Annotated in this window: 22 protein-coding genes, 1 pseudogene and 1 riboswitch; of the genes and pseudogenes, 15 read left to right on the forward strand and 8 right to left on the reverse strand. The window is 42.7% G+C overall.

All coding sequences use genetic code 11. The features are described from left to right. Window positions 1-138 precede the first annotated feature (138 nt). Window positions 139-279, reverse strand: a riboswitch (cyclic di-AMP (ydaO/yuaA leader). Between the two features lie 238 nt (window positions 280-517). Both ACFOU2_RS24340 and ACFOU2_RS24345 read right to left on the reverse strand, forming a co-directional pair. Continuing rightward, complete coding sequence (locus ACFOU2_RS24340) at window positions 518-790, reverse strand: HU family DNA-binding protein (RefSeq protein WP_377918916.1); 273 nt, start codon at window positions 788-790, stop codon at window positions 518-520. Window positions 791-951: 161 nt separating this feature from the next. Next, window positions 952-1,074: pseudogene (locus ACFOU2_RS24345) on the reverse strand (SDR family oxidoreductase); the annotation flags it as partial. 102 nt (window positions 1,075-1,176) lie between these two features. Here ACFOU2_RS24345 and ACFOU2_RS24350 point away from each other — a divergent pair. From ACFOU2_RS24350 to ACFOU2_RS24365, 4 genes are all read left to right on the forward strand, one after another. Beyond that, window positions 1,177-1,596: a hypothetical protein gene (locus ACFOU2_RS24350; protein ID WP_377918917.1), complete on the forward strand. Its 420-nt coding sequence runs from the start codon at window positions 1,177-1,179 to the stop codon at window positions 1,594-1,596. A 175-nt stretch (window positions 1,597-1,771) separates the two neighbouring features. After that, window positions 1,772-1,960 carry an SGNH/GDSL hydrolase family protein gene (locus ACFOU2_RS24355; RefSeq protein ID WP_377919174.1) on the forward strand — a complete coding sequence of 63 codons (189 nt, stop codon included), beginning with the start codon at window positions 1,772-1,774 and terminating at the stop codon, window positions 1,958-1,960. Window positions 1,961-2,023: 63 nt separating this feature from the next. After that, entirely contained in the window at window positions 2,024-2,413 is a 390-nt protein-coding gene (locus ACFOU2_RS24360; protein ID WP_377918918.1) for a hypothetical protein, read from the forward strand. 105 nt (window positions 2,414-2,518) lie between these two features. Beyond that, window positions 2,519-2,653 (forward strand): hypothetical protein, encoded by a 135-nt coding sequence (locus ACFOU2_RS24365; RefSeq protein WP_377918919.1) that lies wholly within the window; start codon window positions 2,519-2,521, stop codon window positions 2,651-2,653. 56 nt (window positions 2,654-2,709) lie between these two features. Here ACFOU2_RS24365 and ACFOU2_RS24370 read toward each other — a convergent pair whose 3' ends face one another. Continuing rightward, complete coding sequence (locus ACFOU2_RS24370) at window positions 2,710-4,083, reverse strand: S41 family peptidase (RefSeq protein ID WP_377918920.1); 1,374 nt, start codon at window positions 4,081-4,083, stop codon at window positions 2,710-2,712. Window positions 4,084-4,227: 144 nt separating this feature from the next. Between ACFOU2_RS24370 and ACFOU2_RS24375 the strand changes: the two genes are divergently transcribed. Further along, window positions 4,228-6,993, forward strand: coding sequence for an S-layer homology domain-containing protein (locus tag ACFOU2_RS24375; RefSeq protein ID WP_377918921.1), 2,766 nt, complete (start codon window positions 4,228-4,230; stop codon window positions 6,991-6,993). 264 nt (window positions 6,994-7,257) lie between these two features. Here the strand turns inward: ACFOU2_RS24375 and ACFOU2_RS24380 are convergent, their stop codons facing one another. Next, complete coding sequence (locus tag ACFOU2_RS24380) at window positions 7,258-8,487, reverse strand: polysaccharide deacetylase family protein (protein WP_377918922.1); 1,230 nt, start codon at window positions 8,485-8,487, stop codon at window positions 7,258-7,260. 251 nt (window positions 8,488-8,738) lie between these two features. On the opposite strand from ACFOU2_RS24380, the gene ACFOU2_RS24385 reads away from it, so the two are divergent. From ACFOU2_RS24385 to ACFOU2_RS24415, 7 genes are all read left to right on the forward strand, one after another. Continuing rightward, window positions 8,739-10,205, forward strand: a complete 1,467-nt coding sequence (locus ACFOU2_RS24385) for an N-acetylmuramoyl-L-alanine amidase (RefSeq protein ID WP_377918923.1) — start codon at window positions 8,739-8,741, stop codon at window positions 10,203-10,205. 438 nt (window positions 10,206-10,643) lie between these two features. Next, window positions 10,644-11,783, forward strand: a complete 1,140-nt coding sequence (locus ACFOU2_RS24390) for a polysaccharide pyruvyl transferase family protein (protein WP_377918924.1) — start codon at window positions 10,644-10,646, stop codon at window positions 11,781-11,783. Window positions 11,784-11,799: 16 nt separating this feature from the next. Continuing rightward, a complete protein-coding gene (locus tag ACFOU2_RS24395) occupies window positions 11,800-12,900 on the forward strand; it encodes a glycosyltransferase (protein ID WP_377918925.1) in 1,101 nt (366 codons plus the stop codon). A gap of 6 nt (window positions 12,901-12,906) precedes the next feature. After that, on the forward strand, window positions 12,907-13,392 hold the full coding sequence (gene pssD / locus ACFOU2_RS24400; RefSeq protein ID WP_377918926.1) for a PssD/Cps14F family polysaccharide biosynthesis glycosyltransferase: 486 nt from the start codon (window positions 12,907-12,909) through the stop codon (window positions 13,390-13,392). Continuing rightward, window positions 13,389-13,871, forward strand: a complete 483-nt coding sequence (gene pssE / locus ACFOU2_RS24405) for a PssE/Cps14G family polysaccharide biosynthesis glycosyltransferase (protein WP_377918927.1) — start codon at window positions 13,389-13,391, stop codon at window positions 13,869-13,871. The genes pssD and pssE overlap by 4 nt, the downstream gene beginning before the upstream one ends. 29 nt (window positions 13,872-13,900) lie before the next feature. Further along, window positions 13,901-15,418: a murein biosynthesis integral membrane protein MurJ gene (gene murJ, locus ACFOU2_RS24410; RefSeq protein WP_377918928.1), complete on the forward strand. Its 1,518-nt coding sequence runs from the start codon at window positions 13,901-13,903 to the stop codon at window positions 15,416-15,418. 21 nt (window positions 15,419-15,439) lie between these two features. After that, window positions 15,440-16,207: an S-layer homology domain-containing protein gene (locus ACFOU2_RS24415; RefSeq protein ID WP_377918929.1), complete on the forward strand. Its 768-nt coding sequence runs from the start codon at window positions 15,440-15,442 to the stop codon at window positions 16,205-16,207. A 283-nt stretch (window positions 16,208-16,490) separates the two neighbouring features. Here ACFOU2_RS24415 and ACFOU2_RS24420 read toward each other — a convergent pair whose 3' ends face one another. Together ACFOU2_RS24420 and ACFOU2_RS24425 are read right to left on the reverse strand one after the other, a co-directional pair. Continuing rightward, window positions 16,491-17,864, reverse strand: a complete 1,374-nt coding sequence (locus ACFOU2_RS24420; RefSeq protein WP_377918930.1) for a SpoIID/LytB domain-containing protein — start codon at window positions 17,862-17,864, stop codon at window positions 16,491-16,493. A gap of 9 nt (window positions 17,865-17,873) precedes the next feature. Further along, entirely contained in the window at window positions 17,874-18,104 is a 231-nt protein-coding gene (locus ACFOU2_RS24425) for a hypothetical protein (RefSeq protein ID WP_377918931.1), read from the reverse strand. A 458-nt stretch (window positions 18,105-18,562) separates the two neighbouring features. Here ACFOU2_RS24425 and ACFOU2_RS24430 point away from each other — a divergent pair, with 458 nt between their 5' ends. Next, the gene (locus ACFOU2_RS24430; RefSeq protein WP_377918932.1) at window positions 18,563-19,624 is read left to right on the forward strand and encodes a glycosyltransferase family 4 protein; all 1,062 of its coding nucleotides are present in this window, start codon (window positions 18,563-18,565) and stop codon (window positions 19,622-19,624) included. Between the two features lie 238 nt (window positions 19,625-19,862). On the opposite strand, the gene ACFOU2_RS24435 is transcribed toward ACFOU2_RS24430, so the two are convergent. Together ACFOU2_RS24435 and ACFOU2_RS24440 are read right to left on the reverse strand one after the other, a co-directional pair. Beyond that, complete coding sequence (locus ACFOU2_RS24435; RefSeq protein WP_377918933.1) at window positions 19,863-20,945, reverse strand: LCP family protein; 1,083 nt, start codon at window positions 20,943-20,945, stop codon at window positions 19,863-19,865. Window positions 20,946-21,377: 432 nt separating this feature from the next. Then, complete coding sequence (locus tag ACFOU2_RS24440) at window positions 21,378-22,028, reverse strand: YigZ family protein (protein ID WP_377918934.1); 651 nt, start codon at window positions 22,026-22,028, stop codon at window positions 21,378-21,380. A gap of 280 nt (window positions 22,029-22,308) precedes the next feature. Between ACFOU2_RS24440 and ACFOU2_RS24445 the strand changes: the two genes are divergently transcribed. After that, window positions 22,309-23,454: a sensor histidine kinase gene (locus ACFOU2_RS24445; protein WP_377918935.1), complete on the forward strand. Its 1,146-nt coding sequence runs from the start codon at window positions 22,309-22,311 to the stop codon at window positions 23,452-23,454. 50 nt (window positions 23,455-23,504) lie between these two features. Next, window positions 23,505-24,188, forward strand: a complete 684-nt coding sequence (locus ACFOU2_RS24450) for a response regulator (protein WP_377918936.1) — start codon at window positions 23,505-23,507, stop codon at window positions 24,186-24,188. Window positions 24,189-24,225 lie beyond the last annotated feature (37 nt).

Below are 24,225 nucleotides of genomic sequence, written 5' to 3' on the forward strand. Positions count from 1 at the left end.
TTATTGATTTTACTAATTCCCTCTATTGGTATGTCTAACACTATAAATCCTCCTAAAAAGTGAAAACTGATCGTAAAGGAACACAAAAAAGAACACTGAGATGCTACTCAGTGTTCTTTTTAAGAAAACACAAAGCAAACCTTCTCTCCAAACGCTTACGAGGTTAGCTGTCGGATTCGGGCCTTGAGAGTAGCCCTGCCTTCTTAAGAAGGATTCACCCCAAGTGACTATGCACAAGATTGGGTCCCCCACTCCTTATGGATTAAGCGATACAAGATATGATTGAGTTTAAAGTTTAAAGTTCCCTCAGCTAATATACTCTTGAAAAAGCTGTTTGTAAAGAGGGAATAAGATACCGATGGTGGCATTTCCAACAATAAAAAGAAGAATGGCCTGCGCAATCAGTATGGCGTACAACGGTGCGAACGAAGTGATTAAACATCAGGCTATCGCTTACTCATAAAAAAGCGCTAAGGGAGAACACAAAAGCTTCCTTAGCGCTTTCTTTATTAATTGCTTATTTTACAGCTTCTTTTAGTTCCTTACCTGGTTTAAAAGCAGGAACTTTGGAAGCGGGAATCTGCATTTCTTCACCTGTTTGCGGGTTACGCCCCGTTCGAGCTGCACGCTCACGCACTTCAAACGTTCCAAATCCGATTAATTGGATTTTTTCTTCGTTAGCAAGTGTAGTAGAGATCGTTTCAAATAATGCATCCACAGCTTTTGCCGCATCTTTCTTTGTTAATTCTGTTTGTGTTGCCACAGCATTGATCAATTCCGTTTTATTCATATTCAAACACCTCACCCTTTTATTTTTAGATAGTATGTAGAGATGCTAGCATAACATATCTACTAGAAGGTTTTCCAGTTTGACAAATTTATATACCTGTATTTTCAAAGATTTATAACACTGAATTTTGCAACGAATAAACGATTTCTCCTGAGATTCATTCATCCATTTACAATGGTTCCGCCATTTACGTGCAGAATTTGTCCTGATACATATGAGGAATCGTCTGAAGCCAAATATACATAAGCAGGTGCTAGTTCAAAAGGTTGTGCAGCCCGCTTCATTGAGGATATAAAGTTCCTAGTCTCATTGGTCTTTATTGGTCCGCCCCATATCTTCATGATGGAGGAGTCGCAGTTGGAGCAAATTCTAAAACCCAATTAGGAATGGCGGAAACATTAAATAAAGGAATTTTACCTGATCCGTTTAACAGTTTGCGTGCATTATATATATTCCACTTAATAACTCGACACATCTTCATTCAATCAAGAGGCATCACAATCGGTGATCCAGACAACTTGAATTCGCCCTCAAGGGTTCACCTATGCGGTTGGCGCCAACCCCGCAAGGGGGGTGCCAGCCGCTTAGGTCTAGAAAATTTGGCATGGCCGTTCTTTGGTCAGGTCGAATTTTCTAAATCGATCTATATAGTCGATAAAAACTTGAGGAATCAAGTAGTAAAAGCGAATCACTTTTCAGAAGACGTAAGGAAAGCAAATGTGACAGGCGAAGGGCATGATTATTGGGTAGATGCTTCAACAGGCTTTTCTGCACAAGAACAAGATGCTTTGATTAATATTTATTAACATTGGAATAAATATGTTTAAAGCCAGGCAGTCATGATGACCGCCTGGCTTTTATTTATAACGTATATATTGAAGATAATCGAAATAAATATAATTGTTTAATTCAAATAAATTGGAGGAGAGGTCTTTGACTTTTTACTTGCCATGTTCCCAACCGTCATTCCAATATGCTGCATTGGGAGATTCGATAGCAGCAGGGTGGGGTGGAACACATAATTTTGGATATGTTCAGTATCTTTGTCATTTTCTTGAAGAATTATTTGGAAGGGTTTTTCTTAGTAATCGGGCAGTGCCTGGAATGACGAGCAAAACATTACTATGGCAGCTTAGGTTTGATTCGGAAACGCGAGCAGCAGTTTTTTAGTCAAAGTTAGTGACAATAAGTATAGGCGGCGGTAATCTTATTTTTTGTGCTAGTAACAATTATATGGATATTAATGAGGGGTGTGCTGGAAAAGGGGCACAAGAGTTTAGAAAACAGTGGCCGCAAATTTTGTATGAGATTCGTTATCGAATTTGTTCAAATGCTGAAATTTACGTGATGACTGTTTATAACCCTTATAAGGGAAATGACCCTAACTATTCAAAAACAAACCATTTTATTCAACAAATCAATGGGGCTATTCAAAACCCTTATTATAAGTCAATTTATAACTATAAAGTTGTCGATGTTTCTTCTTCTTTTAGAGGACAATGGTATGATGGGACCTGGAAGGTATGTGCATGGACAAACTTCTGCTCGGATATCCGCGATCCTCATCCTAACGACTGTGGTCATCAAGAAATCTATCGGTTGCACCGATTCATTACTGATTAGGGGCAATCAAAAAAGCATCTGCTTCCCGGCAAATGCTCCTTTTTTTGACGTGCTTCTTTTCTTTCCATACTCAGTGCGGTTGTAGCTTCCGATGGTTCCCGAATTGTGTTGACATTCAGTGAGGCTCTTAATGACACAACAATTGGTACGAATGAAGGGACACCGGCTTCAAACTTTCAGGTGCTGATAGATAACGTTGTTAAAGCATCAGAAAATGAAGTGGCAGCCGCTTATGCGTAAAATAGGGAACATGGGCGGTTTTTGCTCATGTTCCCTATTTTATGTGGATTTATATATTATTGAACGGCCACTTCCACCATATTCCCGCTCTTCATTTCTTTCCCTTTAAACGTCTTCCATCCAGGATGTACGACTACCATATATTCTCCATGCGGTTTTAACGGTTCTGTCGGTTGAATGGTGACTTGGCGAAGATTTGTTTGCTTCAAGCTGATGGGAACGGCTTGTCCGCCCAATTCGATTAATTCAATTTTATTGCCGATCAATGAGCGGCCGTTTACGGTTGTAGGGAACGTGACGGTGAAGCTTTTCGTCGGCTCTACATCTTGTAAATTTGGCCATTCTTTGTACGTTTTATATTTCGCTTCCAGCCATGCTTCATGGGCGTCCTCGAGTGGAGTGTCTGTTTTCACGTGAGGAGAAATCCCTGTTTGCTGGATCACTTCACCCTTTGGAGTATAGAAGCGATAAGTCGTAAGCTTTAAGACATCTCCATTTTGCAGTTCAAATAAGCTTTGCATTAAGCCTTTTCCAAATGTGGTTTGGCCGTATAATGTCGCATTGTTCGTTGCCTTTAAGGCTCCTGCCACAATTTCGGATGAGCTGGCACTGTTTTCATTCGTGAGAAGAGCGACAGGACCTGCAAATTTTCTTTGCTGCGGGATGGCCCGATAATATTCCCGCTTCCCTCTGTTTTCTACGATTAAAGCTGTTCGAATGGTCGGGAACATTCCAAGCATTTCAAGCGCTGAATCGACATAGCCGCCAGGATTATCACGTAAATCCACAATCCAATGTTCAACACCCGGCATCTCCGCTAACGCTTGCTGCAGCTCGGGTACCGTGTCTTCGTTAAAACTGGCGATATAAATATAGCCCGCATTTCCCGCCAGAGGCTCGGCAATGACGGTCGGGAAGATAATTTCCTCTCGTGTCACTTCAAATGATTTCGTTTCTTCACCGCGTTGAATGGCAAGGGAAACCTTTGTGTTCGCTTCTCCTTGAAGGAGTTGGGCGATTTCTTCAATCGTCAATCCAAGGGTCGTTTTCCCGTCGATGAAAACGATGATGTCTCCTTCCTCCAGCCCCGCACGGTCTGCCGGAGAGTCAGGATAAACGGTCGGGATGACCGTTTGCTGTTCTTGTTGATCAAGTCCGATCCCGATTCCTACGTAACTTTGGTTGATGGCATTCATAAACTGTTGATACTCTTCTGCGGTGAAATGAGTGGAGTATGGATCTAATTTCGATAACATTTCATCGATGGTTGGGAGATGGAGAACAGAGTCATCGACTTTATCGACATAAAAGTTTTCGACATAATCCCGCACTTCGTCAATCGGTTCAGCTCCATAAGCGCTGGAAGCAAAGCCGGAAAGAAGCATGATGGCGGCAGCTAAGTTGATTGTGAGCTTTTGAGTAAGCTTCATCCTTTTTTCCCTATCCTTTCCTATGAATCTTATTGTATTATACAATAGTACGAGAAAAATAGTCATCAATTTCCAAAATATGATAGGTATTGACAAAAGCCATTCATATTTTCGTAGAAAAATAGTAAGGAGTGTTGGGGGAAAATGAATTGGAAAAAACCGTTGCTTGCCCTGGTGCTGGGTTTCCAGGTTGTTGCGAGCGGCATGCATGCCACAACCGCTGAGGCGATTGAAGTATCGAGCGGCACGGTCAATGAACGTATTCAAGTCACACCGGGAGTTACATACAAGGACATTCGTCATGGAGGTTCCACGCCGCAGGCAGTCCGTGTATTGGAAATGAATTTGGCAGATCCTTATACAAAAGTGGAAGTAGGGGTCCCGGATCCGCTCACAAAACGAGCGACTGTCACTTCACAGGCAAAAGCGGATACATCTCCGGGTCACTCAGTTGTAGGAGCGGTCAATGCGGGCTTCTTTCATTTTGATAACAATCTTCCCGCTTATTTGCTGGCCGTCAATAATACCATCATGAATTTAGGGGTTATTTCAAGCGGTTTCGATGAATACATGAGTGTGCCGACCGCGTTTGGAATGGCGAGTGACGGAAAGCCGTTGATTGATCAGTTTGCTTACCAGTCCTCTGTTACATATCCAGGCGGGCAGCTTCCGATTTCTTCTATTAATAAGGCGCGCGGAACGAATGAGGCGATTCTTTACACACCTCAGTTCAGCTATGAAAGTACAAGAACGAACACATATGGAATGGAAATTGTCGTGACGAATGCTTCAAAGCCGGTTGATCAAGGCTTGAAGTTCGGAGAGGTCGTTACAGGAACCGTTCAAACCGTGACGCCGTATGGAGTAGGGAATTCGACTATTCCCAAAAATGGTTTTGTTCTATCCCTGCAGGGAGGAGCGCTTGCAGCCATTGGTTCTCAAATCAAACCGGGAACACAGCTTCAATTGACGATTGATATGGAGCAAAAATGGAGAAATGCCCAGTACATTTTGGCAAGCGGTCCGATGCTTGTAAAAGACGGTAAAGTATCCATGACGATCGATCCGAACAGTTCGCGTGCGAAAGAACGCAATCCGCGTACGGCTGTAGCGGTCAACAAAGATCGCAGCAAAGTCTTTTTTGTGACCGCTGATGGTCGTCAGCGGGGGTATGCGAGCGGGATGACGCTATCAGAATTCGCCGAGTATTTAGTAAGCCTCGGAGCGGACCGAGCCCTAAACCTGGATGGAGGCGGTTCTACGACGATGGCCGTTCGCGAGCCCGGGGATATTTACGCAACATTGGCCAACACGCCATCACAGCCTGATGAACGGTTGGTTTCAACGACCCTTGAGGCCGTAAGTACGGCACCGGCGGGAGAAGCGGTCACGTTAAAAGCGGCGCTTACAGCTCCGGCTATCGCTTCGGGGGGCACGACTACCGTTAGCGTCAAATCTGCTTTAGACCGTTATAACAATGTGTTGGCGGTCAATCCGGCCCAAGTATCCCTGTCTGTAGAAGGGGATCTTGCGGGTACATTTAATGGCATGACCTTTACGGCAACAAAAGCAGGGAGCGGCGCGATTGTCGTGAAATATGGACAAGCTGTGGCGAAGCTTCCATTAACAGTGAATGATACGATTAAACAAATCATCATCCAGCCAAGCTCTCTTCCGATTGGAGAAGGAAGCACGGCACAGCTTAGCGTAAAAGGAGTAGATGGAAACGGCAAAACCGTTGCATTGAATCCTTCTGTTCTAAAATGGTCCGTTTCGGGTAATGCAGGAACAATCTCACCAAGCGGTTTATTTACAGCGGGCAATGCAAAAGAGAAAGGAACCATTGCAGCTTCCTTTAATTCGATATCGGCTTCCATTCCGGTTACAGTAGGGGGGGATCCAATTACGGTGAGCAATTTGGATGATGTCTCCCAATGGAGCAGTTCAGCTGCCCGAGCGAATGCTTCAATTGCAGCGAGTGATGTTATGAATGAAGGAAGTGGTGCCTTAAAGCTTCAATATGACTTTACACCAGCAAAAGGAGAAATCGCAGCCGCTTATGCCAATGCAAATCAGCCGATGGCCATTGCAGGTAAACCATTGAGCCTGGGTGTTTGGGTGCATGGAGACGGCAAGGGCCACTGGCTTCGCGGAAAAATCGTGGATGGCAACGGTACGGAACATACGATTAACTTTACAGAAGAAGGCGGCTTGAACTGGACAGGATGGAAGCACGTCCAAGCGCCTATTCCGGCTAATGCCGTATTGCCGCTGACATTTAAACAGATTTACGTCGCGGAGGCTTCTCCTGAAAAGCAAGGTACAGGAGCGATTGCGTTTGATCAGCTGCAAGCCGTTTACAGCAACGAAACATCTTTTGCGAAACCTTTGTTTACAGATGTGCCAAATAGTCATTGGGCCTACAACGAGATTCAATATTGGACAGAGCTTGGGGTTATTACAGGATACGGGGACGGCTCTTTCAAACCGGAACAATCATTAAAACGCGCTCATGCTGCGCTCTTATTGGCAAAAGCCATGAAGCTGGATACATCCCATCCGACGAACCCGAACTTCTCGGATGTCCCGACAGATCATCTTTACTACGATGCTATCGCTACGATTGCCAATATGGGAATTGTAACAGGGAAGCAAGATGGAAGATTCGATCCAAACGGCACGTTAACAAGAGCCCAGATGGCGGCCATTTTAACCCGTGCTTACAATCTAACGGGAACCATTCCGCAAAATTTTGCAGATGTGCCAAATGATTTTTGGGCATTTAAAGAAATTTCCGCCCTGGCTGCCAATGGCATTACAACAGGGTATAAGGAAGACAACACATTCCGCCCGCAAAACGCGGTAACGCGTGCACAATTCAGTGCGTTCCTCTATCGGATTTTACAATAAGTATATAAATCCACATAAAGAATTGGACATGAGCCAAAAGCGCCCATGTCCAATTCTTTATGCATAAGCCTTCGGCCATTTCCCTGGTCGAAGGCTTATACGAGAACCTTTTGAGTCTATTCAGGATGTTAGAATAGAGGAATATAAACAGGATAACAAGCAATAGATGATGTTAAGAACTTAAGTTGGATTCATAGATTAAAAAGGCTGCCGCCAGACGTGAAAAGACGTTTGGCGGCAGCCTTTTTTGGTTTAAACAAACGTTTATTTAAAGCCTCCTACGATTCTTTTAAACTCTTCCATTGTCGTATAAGGGTAAACCCCGAAGCGTTCAATGTCGTACAGCGATTCATGTGGTTCTGCATAGCCTGTTTTAGTGGTAAAGGCCGCTTGATAGCCGGATTGTTTCACTAGGGAGACCGTTTGTTCATTGTACTGTCCAAATGGATAGCAAAAATAGGAAGTTTGGAGAATCGCACGGCTTGTCCCGAAATCGTCAAGCAATTCTTCTGGAGACTTCAATAACACTTGTGAAGTCATTCCTTCTAAATTATGCAGGCCATTTGTATGGCTGCCAAATTCAAATACGTCTCTCATGGCTTGCATTTCTTGTACACTCAAAAACTGCAGGCGGGATGGATCGAAAACAGCGGGCTGAGGCTGGATCCGATTGGTAATGATGAAGGCGGCCGCATGCATGTTGTATTTTTTTAAAATCGGATAGGCGTATAAGTAATTCGTTTTGTGGCCGTCATCAAATGTGATCAGGATCGATTTATTCGGTAAGCGGATTTCTCCGTTCATATAGCGGATCAACTCATCGATCGTAATCGTTTTATAGCCTTGACTAGCGAGGTATTTCATCTGTTCTTCAAAATTTTCTACATTTAATATGACATTATTGTTCGGGAATTGATTCTCGGCTTTCTTTAATAAATGATGATACATCAGAACCGGAACGGCTTTTGTGTATGCCAGTTCTTCCTTCGTTATATCCACCGCCGACTTTAAAGCAAAGCCTTTGACACCGGCTATATCAATGACATAAAAATCATCTTTTTCAAACAACACCGGGTATGTGACTTCTTTTAATAAATGAGCAAATACTTTGTCATTTGTTGAATCATTCACAAAGACCGGTATCTCTTGATGCGGTGTAATGGTCCTGTTTGTAGGTTGATAGTCCATATCCAGATCTTGGACATGTTCTTTCAACGCTTTTTTGGTTCGAATCTTCGCTACATAGATGTCGGCTCCTTCTACCTTCAGCTTATACCAGTTCCGGCTTGCTGAGCCTTCGAGTTTATAGGCATGATGTGGATTTAAAATCATATAAGGCCTTAGTTTTTCACCGACTTTTTGATAGGCAAGGACATGGTTGTATTTCATCTCGATGTAGGTGGATTGGGCTTTTGCCCGGGTGTTGTCAGGTGAGAGCCCCAGGAAGAGAGCGACTAATAATAAACAAATTCCCAGCTTTTTCAACATAATCATCCATTTCTCTTAAACTTTTCTTCCGGTCAACCGATAAAAAGAACATACAACCAAACGATTTCAAGTACCCCAATATTTTACTTTAAAACTATTGAATTTACAATATTTTCATATTGATAGATAATATGTAACATAGGGAACTTTCTTCCTAACCGTCTGTTCTGGAAAAACAGTACTAATATTTTATAGAAACATAGGAAGATATTTGTTAACCTAGAAATATGATGCAAATTGAAAGGAGCCGTCAAATTATGTTAAAAAAAATCCTATCCTGCACAGCTGTAGGATTTTTTGTCACGATGTCGCCGTTAGCGGCTGTTAATCCTCAGCCCGTAACGGAGGTAAGTGCCGCCATGAATAGTTTTTATGATGTCCCATCTACCTATTGGGCAAGTAAGGAGATTAACTACTTAAGTTCGAAATCCATTATTAAAGGTTACGAAAGTTCGAAGGGGAGCTATTTTGCACCTGAGAATTCTGTGACACGTGCCCAAGCGGCCAAAATGATTCTACTTGCATTGGGAGAAAAAGAGGCAGCCGTTTCTACCGCCAAGTTCTCCGATGTTCCGAAAAGCCATTGGGCTTCCGGCTGGATTGAAAGGGCGGTTCAGCTTGGTATTTTCTCCGGAAAAAGCACAGATATCTTTGGACCGGAAGATTTACTCACACGCCAACAATTGAGTAAAATACTTGTCAATGCCTTTGACATTCCGATACCTGCCGATTCGGCAGAACCGTTTGTGGATGTGTACATTAATCACGAAATGCGCCCTTATATTAGCGCACTTTATAATGAAGGGATTGCAACAGGAAGCAACGGACGATTCAGACCGATGGAATCCATTACACGCGCCCAATTCTCCGTCTTCATGGCCCGCACCCTCAATCCGGAGTTTCGGGTAAAAGTAGCAGAGGATGAAGTGGGTGGAGTGGAAACACAGAAACCTCCAGTTAACGTCGAAACGGAGACTGAAGCGGTAGCATTAACGTCTGGACTGAATGTTCGCTCAGGCCCTTCTGCAAACAATGGAATCATCGGACAGCTTTCAAAAGGTCAAAAAGTACCGGTTATATCCGTAAGTGGATATTGGGCGAAAGTCCAGTTTGGCAGCAAAACCGGTTATGTCAATAAGCTTTACTTAAAGCTTCGCAATACAGAAGGCAACCCTGTGGCAGAACGAGTGATTGTTCTTGATGCCGGCCACGGCGGGAAAGATCCGGGTGCCATCGGTGCCGGTATCACGGAAAAACAGATTGTAATAGAAGTAGCAAAGCGCGTAGAGGCGAAATTAAAAGCAGCGGGCGCTACTATCATCATGACCCGTTCAGGTGATACATACCCGACGCTTGGCGATCGCGTCGAACTGGCAAAAGATAAGTACGCGGACATGTTCGTCAGCATTCATGTGAACTCCGCAAGCCCGAGCGCAAGCGGTACGGAAACATTTTATGATACATCGGAAAACTTAAACGGTGAAGAAAGCAAAAAGCTGGCGGCTGAAATCCAAAAGCAAATTATTGCACTTGTCGGCACAGAAGATCGCGGCATTAAAGACAATGACTTCTATGTACTGCGCAACAATGATATGCCGAGTATTCTTGTCGAGTTAGGGTTCATTACGAATTCAGGAGACCTGGCAAAGCTGAAATCAAGCAAATACTATGATTTGTATGCTGAAGCGATTTATCGCGGCATTGTGGAATACTATAAAAAATAAGAAAAGGATGAACCGTCATGAGAAATCCAGCATAACCAAGGGTTTCTTTAACGGTTCATTTTAGTTTAAAAACATGATGGGTCCTTTCAGGAGGATGACTCGATCGGTATGTCTTTTTATACCTTTTGAGTCATCCTCTTTTCCTATTCACTCTTCCGTGTTACAGGCTGCTGCATACGTGATGAATCATGGCTAAAGCTGTCGTCTCCTGCAAAAAATTGATATAATGACGTAAAACAAAGGTTTAATCCTTGTCATAAGAGTAGTATAATAAAAAAGTTAAAGAACAGCTTTGCGGAAATGACGCATTCATGTCGTTTCCACAAAGAGGATCGTATATGAATATAAAGAGTATGCTGTCATGAGGTTGATCTTCAAGGCGTTTTTTCCTGAAGGTCAACCTCACTAAAAAATTAAAATGAATTAGGTGTATGTCTGATGCGCGTAGGCATAATCGGAAATTACGGTCATGACAACAATGGCGACGAAGCTATTTTGTCGGGCATTTTGACACAATTAACAGACCATCTTGCCATTAAAAAAGAGAATATTATTGTATTTAGCAATAATCCGGAAAACACAACAAGACGATACGGCTTACAATCAGTTCGTTTGTTACATAAAAAAGGGAACTTGCTTTTGTCGATTTTACATACAGTCAAAGAAAGCTATGCCATTATGAAAAAGCTGGACTTATTAATCATTGGCGGCGGCGGGTTGTTAATGGATATGTACAAGCGTGATGCGCCGCTTTACAGCACCCTTGGGCAATTGGGGCATTATGCAGGGTGTAAAGTGGCGGTTTATGGAGTAGGAGCCGGCCCCATTACGACAAAGCCGGGTACCTTTTTCATCAAACGGCTTATCGATAAGGCGGACTCTGTTTCGGTCCGTGATGAGCAATCGAAGGAGCTTTTACATTCTATCGGGATTCAAAAAGAGATCAAGGTCATTGGAGACCCTGCTTTTTTTGTCCCCTCAGAAAAAAAAGAGCAAGCAGGAAAAAGGGTACAAAAGGCAGCTGTCACGGCCGTGCCTTATTTCAGCCGTCAATATTGGCCGTCAGCGGATGATCAAAAGTACCATGCTTATATAAAGGGAATGGCCCAAAACCTGGATCGTCTTGTGGAAGAAAAAGATATGAAGGTCACGTTTTTCTCGACAAAATATCCCCAAGATATCGAAGTGACCAAAGATATTTTCGGGCAGATGAAATATCAGCAGGCAGCTGTTATTATGGAGGATAACTTATATCCTCATCATATCGTGGATATTTGCCGGGGGCATGACCTTGTCATTGGAACGAGGCTGCACTCTTTAATTTTATCAGTGGCGGCCGGGACCCCGATTATAGGGATTGGCTATCACCAGAAAGTGCAAGATTTTATGCGCACCATTGGAAAAACAGAAAACTTTGTTGCCATTCATTCTCTTGATGAACAAGAGAATCGGTTTTTGTCCCTTGTCGAGCGGATGGAAATGGATTGGAGCGGAACTCTTCAAGAGTTTGATGCGATCTCCAGCGCTTTTAAAGCGGAAGCGGCAAAGGGAATCGAGCAATTAAAGAATTTAATGTAAGCATGGTGAATTGGACATGAAGAAAAAGAAAGTACTTGTGCTCAGCAACATGTATCCGGGAAAGCAAGCCAGAACGTTTGGGATTTTTGTGAAAAACCAGGTAGAGGCATTGCGGAAAGAAGGACTTGACGTTGATGTAATGGCTGTCACGAATCCAAATATGGGGAAAGTAAATGTATTGAAAAAGTACGGTACGTGGCTGCTCAGTACATTTTCCAATGTGCTGGCAAAAGGAAAATCGTATGATGTCGTTCATGCACATTATGTATTTCCGACCGGAATGTTAGCATTGTTATATAAAAAATTGTGGAAGAAGCGGATGATTGTTACAGCCCATGGGGGTGATATCGATCGGATGGCGAAGAAGTCACCGAAAATCCGAAAGTGGACACAGCAAATTCTGCAGGAGGCCGATCACGTCATTGCGGTTGGACATGAACTTCATCGCAGCATTCATGAAGAATTCCATGTCCCGGAAGAAAAGCTATCCATCATTAACATGGGTGTAAACCGTGAAATATTTAGGCCTATAGGGCGTGAAAAAGCCCGCAAGCAGTTAAATCTTCCGGAAGATGAAAAAATGATTTTATTTGTCGGCAACTTAATTCGTCAAAAAGGCTTAGTGGAATTAGTCTCCGCTTATGCTAAAGTGAAGAAGGAAGAAGAAAAAGCGTCCCTTTATTTAATCGGAGCCGTAAAAGACGTGAAATTTCGTCAGGAACTGGATGGGTTGATCGAAGAGTACGGGTTGAGGGACGTTCATATTTTAGATCCGATGGGGCAGCAAGACATCGCCGTGTGGATGAATGCGGCCAGCGTGTTTGTACTGCCTTCCCATATTGAAGGGTTCGGACTTGTGGCGCTTGAAGCGATGAGCTGCCATACTCCTGTTATCGGAACAAGAGTAGGAGGACTTCGCTATTTATTGGCGGACGGTGCCGGAGTGTTAGTAGAACCCCGAGATGAACAATCTTTATATAAAGGGATTGTCGATGTGTTACAAAATGAACAAATTGTGGAAGAATTGATAGAAAAGGGCGAAAACCGAGCGCGAGAGAATGATCAACGTTATGTAATTCAAAAAGTGTTAGAGGTTTATTCTCCTCCTGGAGGGTAGAGAGAAATGCTAAAGAAAAAAGAAAAACGGAAAAAAGTGATGTTCATTGCCTCCCTTGGAGGACATTTGACACAGCTGCTGCAGTTAAAGCCGCTTTTTTCCACATATGACTATCATATTGTCACAGAGCGTTCTGTCATTACAGAAGAGCTGAAAAAAGAATACGACATGTCGTTTTTAATGTATGGAGCGAGAAATTATTTATTCCGTTATTTATTTAAATTTACGTACAATTGCTTCAAGTCATTGTATCTGTTTTTGAGAGAAAGACCAGATGTCATCGTCACAACAGGCGCACATACAGCTGTACCGATGTGTTACATTGCCAAGCTTTTCGGGAAAAAAGTCATTTTTATTGAAAGTTTTGCCAAGACGACCACTCCGACTCTTTCCGGACGACTCGTTTACCCGATTGCCGACCTTTTCATTGTGCAATGGGAAACAATGAAAGTGCATTATCCAAAAGCTGTATATGGAGGTTCAATCTATTGATTTTAGTTGTAGTAGGAACGCATGAGCTACCGTTTACAAGGTTACTGAAGGCTGTTGAACAGCAAATTGCAAAAGGCAACATTCGGGAAGAAGTGATTGTGCAATCCGGTCATACTCCATACAAGTCATCGAACATGAAGCTTGTGAAATTTACGAGCTACGAAGAGATGGACCAACTGTATAATCAAGCCTCTTACATTATCACACATGGAGGAACGGGGTCCATCACATCCGGATTAAAAAAGGGAAAGCGAATGATTGCTGCCCCCAGACTTGTCAAATATGGCGAACACAATGATGATCATCAGCTGGAGATCGTCAACCAATTTGAAGTGACCGGTCATTTGATCGCCTGGCATGACGGACAAGACCTGGGTGCTGTCATCGAGAAAATCCACTCTTTTCAACCTGCACCGTTTCAAAGCGGGCGGAATGATATTATTTCCATTATTGAAAATTTCATTGAGGAAAATGTGTAAGTTGTAAAGGGAGAAAGAAGGAATAAACGATGTCCAAGAAATCACTTCTGAAAATCATTGGTGTTGTGACTATTTTAAACATCGTTTCTCGTTTATTCGGCTTTTTGCGTGAAGCTGTCATTGGTTACCACTTCGGGACGTCATCCCTGGCCGATTCCGTCATTTTGGCGTATACCATTCCCACCTTTATTTATTTGGTGGTGGGAGGGGCCATCACAACAGCTTTCATCAGTATTTATAAAAAAGTTGAGTCCAGTACCGAGCAACAACAGTTTAAAGAGCTCGTTTTTACTTATACAACGATTGCCATGGCTGTTTTATCTCTTTTATTTGTCCTGCTTTCGCGCGAAATAACCGACTTGTTATTCAGCGGATTAACTGCACAGGAAAGCGAGAAAACAGCCCGCCTGTTTGCGATTATGGCGCCCTCGACCTTGTTTTTGGTCATATCGATGTGGTTTTCCGGCTTGTTAAATATACACGACCGCTTTTTTGGCCCAGCATTTTCAACGTTAGTTAATAATGCTGGTTTTGTTTTGCTTGCGGTACTCTTTTATCCGTTCATGGGTGCACAGGCTTATGGATGGGGAGCATTGCTCGGGTCCGTATTAATGGTCCTGTTATTGGTACGAGAACTGCGCCGGAATCATTTTCTTTCCTTCCGTTTTCGATTTGCGATGGAAAACAGCGAGTACGCAAAGCGGATGCTCAAGGTAGGGGTGCCCATTTTATTCGGCGGGGCGACCTTGCAGTTTTATTTTCTCCTTCATCGCATGTTTGCCTCCCAGTTGGCAGAAGGAGCTGTAGCGGCCCTGAACTATGCTTCCAAGCTCGTCCAGCTTCCTCAAGTTATTTTAATGACGGCCGTGACGACCGTCATTTATCCCACGCTTGCAGCGAAGGTGGCGAACGGCCGGTTTGAAGAAGTGGCCGCCATGTATGATAAAGGCTTGCGTCTTTTATTGGTAACCATCATTCCTATTTCGATTTTTATTTTCATATACGCTTACGACTTGGTCAAACTTGTGTTTGAATATGGGTCGTTCACGGCTGAATCAACAGCCATTACGGCGGAGCTGCTGCAGTGGTTTGTGATCGGGATGTTTGCCCATGCTGCCAATGTATATGTGACGCGTTTCTTTTATGCCATGGAAAAATCCCTTTATCCCGTTATCAGCGGTGTCATCGCCGTGTTTGGAATCAATGTGGGTCTCATTCTCCTTTGGATTGAAAAAGGGGGAGCCGATGCCATTGCTCTGGCAACCACGATCAGCGCGTATGCACAACTTTTTTTCCTATTGATTGCCAGTCGTTTCGTGTTAAAATTAACGAGGAAGAATTTCACTTATTTAACGAAATATGGAATATTCTTTGTTTTACTGGCATTGGCTTTGTACGGCACAAGCCTCATCATTCACTTGCCGATGTCGCTGTTTAATGCGGCTATCGGGTTTATCGTTTTCATCATCTTTGTGTTGGTGTTCAGTAAGGTTTGTCGTATAGCTGAAATAGAGCAGATATTCAAAAAGATGAAAAAATCACCATAGCAGCGTGGGAGAGGAAATGTAATGAAGAGAAAGAAATGGATTGTATGGAGTGCTTGTTGTTCCTTGTTTGCCTTATCGGCCTGCAGTGCAGAAACAGCCAAACAAGAAACAAAGGCAGCTGAAAGTGTGGAAGTGGCTAGTGTAGATTGGGCAGAAGCGGAAGTGGGGAAAGTGGATGCCAAAGCCAATGAAGTGTCAGCAAAAGCGGATGAGCTAAAGCACGAAGTGGACATGCTATTGGCACAGCAGCAAAATTCCCTGGTCTTTACGGACGTTCCGAAAAGCTATTGGGCTTATTCCAATATTATGAGCCTTTACGAAAAAGGAATCATTCAAGGATATCCGGAAGAGAAGAAATTTTATCCGGAACGAACGATTACAAGATATCAAGCAGCCAGCATGCTAATCAAGGCATTCAATCTTCCGTTATCGAATTCGCCTTCTGTTTTTAAGGATGTACCGGACACTCATCCGAATGTACGAGAGGTCATGACGGTGTATGAAGCAGGCTTTTTCAAAGGGAGCAATGGGTATTTTGGATTGAATGACTCCATGAAGCGAAAACATATGGCACTTGTCCTTCAGCGGGCTTTCGAGTTAAAGGATAACGGGACGACGGTTAAGGATTATGCAGATGTGTCCCGTGATATGGAAGCGTATGAAGCGATTAAAGTCATTTCTCAATATGGAATTGCAACCGGAAGCAATGGTTATTTCAAGCCGGAGGATCCTACAAAACGGTCCCAATTTTCGGCGTTTGTCGATCGGGCATTGAAAATGCAACCATAAAAAAGAAAAGCGGAGAAAGCCTGTTTAGCCCCCTAGGAAATTGGAGCTTCTGAGAAGGAACCGCTTTTTGGTTCCGCAGGAAGAAGCGAAATGACCGTAGGGGCTGGCTTTCGCAGCTGGACAAGAAAGGCGGAGGCGACTGCCCAATCTTGAGAGGCGTTGGAGCGTCTGACCGGGAAACCGGTCTTTGGTTTCATGGGCAGACGTGAAACGACCGAAAGATTAGGAGCCGCAGCTAGACAATCAAGAAAAGCGTGATGGCTTTAAAACCATCACGCTTTTTTTAATATAACTTTTTCACTTCGACGCCAGTATAATAATGCTTTAAGATGGCATCATATTTATAACCGGCTTCAGCCATACCGCGTGCGCCCCACTGGCTTAAACCCGCACCATGGCCGTATCCATCGCCTTTAAATGTAAAGTTGGTTGGATAGGTAGAGACCAAACTGCTGCCGTCTTTCGTTCGGACTTTGATGTTCAGGTCTTCGATATGCTCGGTTGTGCCATCCGCTTTTTGAATTTTGTATCCCACTAAATAGTTTGTTTTTTCAATTGTGCCGCTTCCATTCATGACAGAAGAGGAAGCGTCGGCTGAAACGGAAAACTTACTGCTTTTGAGTCCGCCGAAAAAGCCGCGGTAAGCATCCGGGTATTTGACGGATGTTCCGAATATCTGCTTTGTTGACAACGTATTGGACGTTTTATCATAAATGGTGGCAATGACTTGTTTGGCATTACCGCCTTCTGTCCGGCAGGCCACCTCTAAAGATAAAAGCATTTGTGTGCTCGGTAAGCTGAGCTTTTGGGCAATCGTGCTCGTTGGAACGACTTTTTCCCATCCATAATGTGTGTTGCCTTGATAGCGGTCAAAGCCATCCTCGACGGAACGAATATATGGTGCAGGATTGCCCCAGACGTCTTCTGCATTTTCCGTTTTCCCGCCGGAGCTGGAGTAGAAATAAGTCTTAACCGGCTTTCCTCCATACGTTACATAGATTCCAGCCGTATCAAGCACCGCTTTTGTCGAGTTCGGGTGTTCGTCCGTTTTTCCTTTATACACCTGGCTTGCAATCGTCATTTCCAAGAAGTCGCTTCTTTCCACATCGGTATAGGCGTAGCCCCTTGCGACAACCGCTTGGGCTTTTACCGCTTCTGCATGCCATAAAGCAGGCATTTCACTAGGAACGACACCTTTTAAGTAATTCTCCATGTCCAGCACATTGAGAACAAGAGGGCGGTCTTTATCGGGTTTGACCGTGAACGAACCGCGGAATGTCATCGTCCCGTCCGTTGAACCGGATGCTGTTTCCATTCCTGTAATTTTAAATTGATTTCCATCGCTAATCGTTGTTTCATAAACGGCAAATCCTAAAGAAGAATTGACCGTTTGAGTACCAAACGTTGCCGTAATTTGACCGTTTTGCTGTTGAAAGGAAATCGTGTTTTGCCCATTTAAAGGAATCAGCTTATTGCCATTAAGGTCCATCAAGGAGTATGTACCTGTAAGAGAAGCAGAAAATGTAGGTTTTTGTAACAAACGAACTTTCACTTCCGTCTTATATGCAAACGGCAATCCGCTGCTTGCTGCAAAAGAAGAAGAAGGGAATATTGTCATCATGATCAGCATTAATAGAAGAGGTAACCATTTTTTCATGACAGGCACCTATTGCTGATTCAGCTCTTGTTTGAGCTGTTCTACTTGAGATTCCAAGTCTTTCACTTTTGTTTCTAAATTGTCTACTTTCTTTTGCAGCGGATTAATTTTGCTCATTACCCACTCAACGCTGGCTAAAACAGATTCGGCGTTCGCTGAGGTTTGGGACGCGGCAAAACCGGTTATACATAACGAGGAAACACAAACAGCAATCGCCAATTTTCGTTTAAAACGTAACATAAAAACCTCCCAAAATCGATCTAATTCTTGTAAAAAAGCTATCTATCTAGCATTATAGCAAAATATAAGGGGAAATTGGTTGATATTTCAAGAAAAGAAGGAAATTTGTAGACGATAGAGAAAAATATAGTAGTCGAAAGGAGAGATAGGCTGAGAATAAATTTCTATTTAAGTCATAGATTCATTGTGTTATAATCCAAGTTGTGAGTTTATTAAAAATGGGAGAGGCGAAAATTCTTTCGAATATTCAAATAGAGTGAAACTTCCATCAAGAGAGATTGTTCGACGCGAAGGGTGTCGAATAGTGAGTTTCTCACCAATTGCCTTTATATAGGTGAAGCCCTTATCGTCTGTTAAAGGTGGGAGAAATAAGCAACGATTTGTAATAGTATCCATTGCAAAAGACAACGTATGCGTAAGCAATCGTTTTGGTTAAGATAAACTTAAGGAGGGTCTATATGTTATATTTGACCTTGTTTATTTGTTTTATTACATCTATTTTAGCCACTCCTTTGGTCAAAAAATTGGCCTTTAAAATAGGTGCTACAGATAAACCAAATCAACGTAAAGTTCACCAGCGTATTATGCCTCGTCTTGGGGGCTTAGCGATATTCATCGGTTTCCTCGTTGGGTACTTGGTTATGCAGCCGACAAGCATTTATGCACTTCCTCTTTTAATCGGAAGCTTCATTATCATCATTACAGGCGTATTAGATGATATGATGGAATTATCACCGAAAATTAAATTGGCAGGCCAGCTTCTTGCTGCCGGTGTTGTCGTCATCTACGGCGGCGTCCAAATCCAATTCATCAATTTACCATTCGGTGGTACACTCGAGTTTGGCTTTTTAAGTATTCCACTAACGATTATTTGGATCGTGGGGATTACGAATGCGATTAACTTAATTGACGGATTAGACGGATTGGCAGCAGGCGTATCGTCCATCGTATTAATCACGATTTCAGGTATGGCCATCATGATGGGTAACGGATTCGTTACAACGATGGGCTTTATCATGTTAGGAAGCACGCTTGGTTTTCTTGTATATAATTTTCACCCTGCCAAGATCTTCATGGGAGATACAGGCGCTTTGTTTTTAGGGTTCATTATTTCTGTATTGTCCCTATTGGGATTCAAGAACGTAACCGTTATTTCGTTTATCGTTCCCGTTATTATTTTGGGTGTTCCCATTTCAGATACCTTTTTTGCTATTATTCGCCGAATCGTTCAAAACAAACCTCTATCGGCGCCGGATAAATCGCACTTGCATCATTGCTTGCTGCGTTTAGGCTACAGCCATCGTCAAACGGTATTAATTATTTATGCGATGAGCGCCATCTTTGGATTGGCAGCTGTTATCTTCTCGAAAGTCCAAGGAATGTGGGCATCCCTTCTTGTACTGGGAATATTGCTCGTGGCAATTGAGATCATCGTAGAAAAAATCGGATTGGTGGATAAAAATTATCGCCCGATCTTAAACTTTGTACGCGGTGTACGTTACAGTCGCGTGAAGAACTGAATGGGGGAAAGAGCGGTGCAAGAGCGCCGCTCTTTTTTTATAAGAAAGTGTAGATTGCACATTGAAATTATCCAGCTGTGCCTTCTTGCCCCTTGAGCCATAAGCCGAACCACTCCAGAAATCAGGACTTCCTTTGTTATTCGTTTTATACTTGTCGGGGCTGGACAAGGCTCTTGCACTGTTCTAAAGCCCATAAGAAAAGCCATTGATGCGGAAAACATCAATGGCTTTTTACTTATTATTCTTCAGTAGAACTGTCTGTATTAGAGCCTCCGGATTGTTCTGCCTTCATTTCCGCTTCCAGCTCTTTCAGTGGTTTGCTGCCTGGCAGTTCAAGTTGAGCTTTCATCAACTCGCTGGCTTCTTCTACCGATTCTTCATCTAGCTTGTAATAATATACACTGCCTGGCTGATAATCTTCACCTTTTAATGGAATGGATTCCACCTTAACATTTGAACCGTGTGTGGCATAATCGTAGAACGACAGCATCTCGCCGAATTTCATATTCGTTTTCATGTTATCGCCAATGGCTTCAATGATACTGCCGTACTTGGTGATGGAACCGATGGAAGCCGCTTCTTTTACAATGGCTTGGATTAATTGCTGCTGGCGTTTTCCACGCTCAATATCGTTATCATATTTTCGTGTTCTCGCCACAGCCAATGCTTCTTCACCATTTAAGGTTTGCCGGCCTTTTTTCAGTACAATCGCATTATGGCGATCTTTTGAATCTTTTTCTTTTAAGTCATAAGGAACATCAAATTCAATACCGCCGAGTGAATCAACCACCTCAATAAAGGCATTGAAGTTTACTTTCACATAATAATCAACAGGTACATCGAACAACTTTTCGACCGTTTCGATCGTACACAAGGTGCCGCCCTTTACATGGGCGGAGTTGATTTTCGATTTTTCCCCTGTACATGCAATCTCTACACGAGAATCACGCGGAATACTTACCAGCTTCACCGATTTATTTTTCTCGTTCAGTGTTGCTAAAATAAGGGAATCTGTACGGGTATTTGAGCCGTTATATCCGTACTTTTCCTTACGCATATCGCTCTCATCGATTCCGATGAATAACACGGAAATGTTATCCTTTTTCGGATCGATTTCCTCCTCCCGCATAGGGGAAGTATCTCTATTTCCAACCTCTTCAAACGAGCTGTTCACAACCGATTTCGCTTTTGCAAATAAATATGAGCCGTAGGCTGTAGCGCTAAGCCCAAGAATTAAAATGGGCAAGAAAAATATGAAGAATAATCTTCTTCTCCGTTTGCGTTTATTCACCTTTTTTTGGAAACGTCTATAATCAGACATACGGTCTCTCCTTTTAATAAGAATTAAATGGTCTCTTTTATTATGTGTGCATCGCTTGCACATCAACAAGACTCTATCTATGGGTAAATATTCAATTTTTTTGTCCAACAAGAAAGGATAGACGAATCATTTCTTGACAGCAGAAGAAATGCTAAGGTATTCATCTAAAAAACGCGGCGAATGATAAGTTTGACTAACTATATAAACCCGATCTAATTTTTCAGCACAGTAAACGGCTTACTGGTTTAAATGTTTTGTTCGTGCGAATCCCTCTTCAAGTCATCCTGAATAAGCTAAAAGGGCTCTCGTATGTGGATTTATATAGTCAAATAAAAAGATTCAACAAGATACGCCAAATTTCATTGTACATGTTTTTTGATTATTCGTAAACCGTCACTTTATCCCGAGCCGATTGTCGGTGGGTTTTCCTATTCATGGACGTTCCCTTTCCTGTACATCTTCCTCTAAATACGTGACGTCTCCTTTTCGAATCTCGCATTGCCCGTTTGTCAGCTCGATCATCCAGTTTGTGAATGCGTCCGTTTGGCTTTCTTCGACAAATGTTTCAATCTCGACCTTATCCAAATAGTGAATTTCTTTTAACATATACACAGAAGAACGCAATTCATTCTCCAGCTTTCCTAACCATGTGTAATCAACGGTGGTGTGCATGACTTGCATCAGCGTGCGTTTAACCACTCCAACGGCATTAATTCCTTCCGATGTAGATTTTCCGTATGCCCGTACAAGACCGCCTGCCCCGAGTTTAATCCCTCCGAAATAGCGGGTCACGACTACGACCGTATCTTTTAAGCCGCGCTTTTTCAGTACCTCAAGCATCGGTACGCCAGCTGTTCCGCTCGGTTCTCCATCATCATTCGCTTTTTGGAATTGATCATGTTCACCGACTAGATATGCTGAACAATTGTGGGTGGCATTCCAATGTTTCTTTTTTATCTCTTGAATAAATTCCTGGGCTTCTTCCTCTGTCGTCACCCGATTCACATAACAAATAAAACGGGATTTTTGAATGACGATTTCATGTTCTCCATATCCTTTTACGGTATAATATTGAGGTAACAAAAATATCAAACCTCCTGAATGAAAATTTTAATAATGTTTAGCACCCGCATAAAAAGGGTATAATATGTCGTTATTTCAATAAATTTGTAACCTTTGTTCATTATAAAACGTCAAATTTTAGGCGGCAAATAAATAATATGTTTAAGCATTTTAAAAAATATTACTAAAATTATACTAGTATCCCTCATAAAAAAAGAAGGGGAACGAATTGTATAGAGAGAAGGTATAGTTTGAAATAACTTTTTTGCAACAGGAAGTTTGCCTTTTTTGAGGTGAAGCGATGTCGAAAAACAAATTAACGAGTAAAGTATTGGATGAAATTTTAGATAAGATTATTTTTACCGTGGACAATAGTAAAGATGAAATTTACCAAATCGCTGAAGATGCGAGAAAGGAATATGATCAACTAAAACAAGAGCTTGAACAGCTGAAAATGCAAGTCATCGAAATGATCACAGAAGGAGAGCGGCTTGAAATGCATGCTCGTCTCGCCCGCCAGCGCTTGTCTGAAGTAAGCCGCCATTTTAAGCTTTACACGGAGCCGGAAGTGAAAGATGCGTATGAAAAGGCGCACCATTTACAAACAAAGCTCATGATAAATCGACAGACCGAGGCTCAGCTCCGCAAACGCCGGGATGAAGTAGAAAGACGGCTCCTTGCTTTAAGTGAGACGATGAATCGTGCCGATCATTTAGTCGGTCAAATTTCCGTTGTGCTAAATTACTTAACCAGTGATTTAAGGCAGGTTGGGGAAATCGTGGAGGATGCCATTCAAAAAGAATATTTCGGTTTTCGGATTATCGAGGCGCAAGAGGAAGAGCGCAAACGATTATCACGGGAAATCCACGATGGCCCTGCTCAAATGCTTGCCAATGTCATGATGAGATCAGAGCTTATTGAGCGTGTTTATCGGGAACGTAGTCCAGAAGAAGCATTACAGGAAATACGAGATTTGCGAAAAATGGTTCGTTCAGCTCTGTATGAAGTTCGTCGTATCATATATGATTTAAGACCTATGGCACTTGATGACTTGGGGTTAGTGCCGACACTTCGGAAATATTTAGGCACAATTGAGGAATACAACAATGGGCATCCGAAAATTACGTTTATTTCCATTGGACAAGAAAAAAGAATTCTTTCAAAATTAGAAGTAGCTCTATTTCGTTTAGTGCAAGAATCAGTAGCCAATGCATTAAAGCATGCGGAAGCTTCAGAAATTCAAGTGAAAATGGAAACGACTGAGCAACATGTCATATTGGTTGTTCGGGATAATGGAAAAGGTTTCAATCAGGCAGATAAGAAAGAACATTCTTTTGGCCTAATGGGGATGAGAGAGCGAGTCGACCTATTGGATGGAGAGCTAAACATCACTTCTAAAGCAGGTCAAGGTACGCTCATCATGATAAAAATCCCGTTGCCAAATTAGAAGATTAAAGAGGAACCAGCAGGATCGAAACGTTTGGGGAGGCGTTAAGGATGAAGACGAAAATCATAATTATTGATGACCACCAATTATTTCGTGAAGGTGTAAAACGTATTTTAGATTTCGAACCGGATTTCGAAGTTGTAGCAGAGGGCGATGACGGTAATGAAGCTCTTCAACTTGTGGAGCAACACGAGCCGGATGTTGTCATCATGGATATTAACATGCCGTCTGTCAACGGTGTTGAAGCAACAAAACAACTTGTGGAAGCAAATCCTGATACAAAAGTCATCATCTTATCCATTCATGATGATGAGACATATGTGACGCATGCCCTGCAAACAGGTGCCCGCGGCTACTTACTGAAAGAAATGGATGCGGATGCGCTGATTCAAGCAGTTAAAGTCGTGGCGGAAGGCGGCTCTTACTTACATCCGAAAGTGACTCACAGCCTTGTGAAAGAGTATCGCCGTTTGGCTTCTCAAGGACAAGCCTCCACTTACTTAATGCAGGAAGTAGAGCTTCGCCGTCCGTTGCATTTATTAACGCGCCGCGAGTGTGAAGTACTGCAGCTTTTGGCTGACGGTAAAAGCAACCGCGGTATCGGTGAAGCCTTATACATCAGTGAAAAAACAGTTAAAAACCATGTCAGTAACATTCTGCAAAAAATGAACGTAAACGACCGTACACAAGCGGTTGTCGTAGCCATTAAAAACGGCTGGGTAGAAGTTCGATAAGAGGTGTCGCGGAACGACAAGGATCCTTGTCGTTCCG

Source organism: Bacillus songklensis, from assembly GCF_042649685.1.
Taxonomy (GTDB): Bacteria; Bacillota; Bacilli; order Bacillales; family Bacillaceae_H; genus Bacillus_BA; species Bacillus_BA songklensis.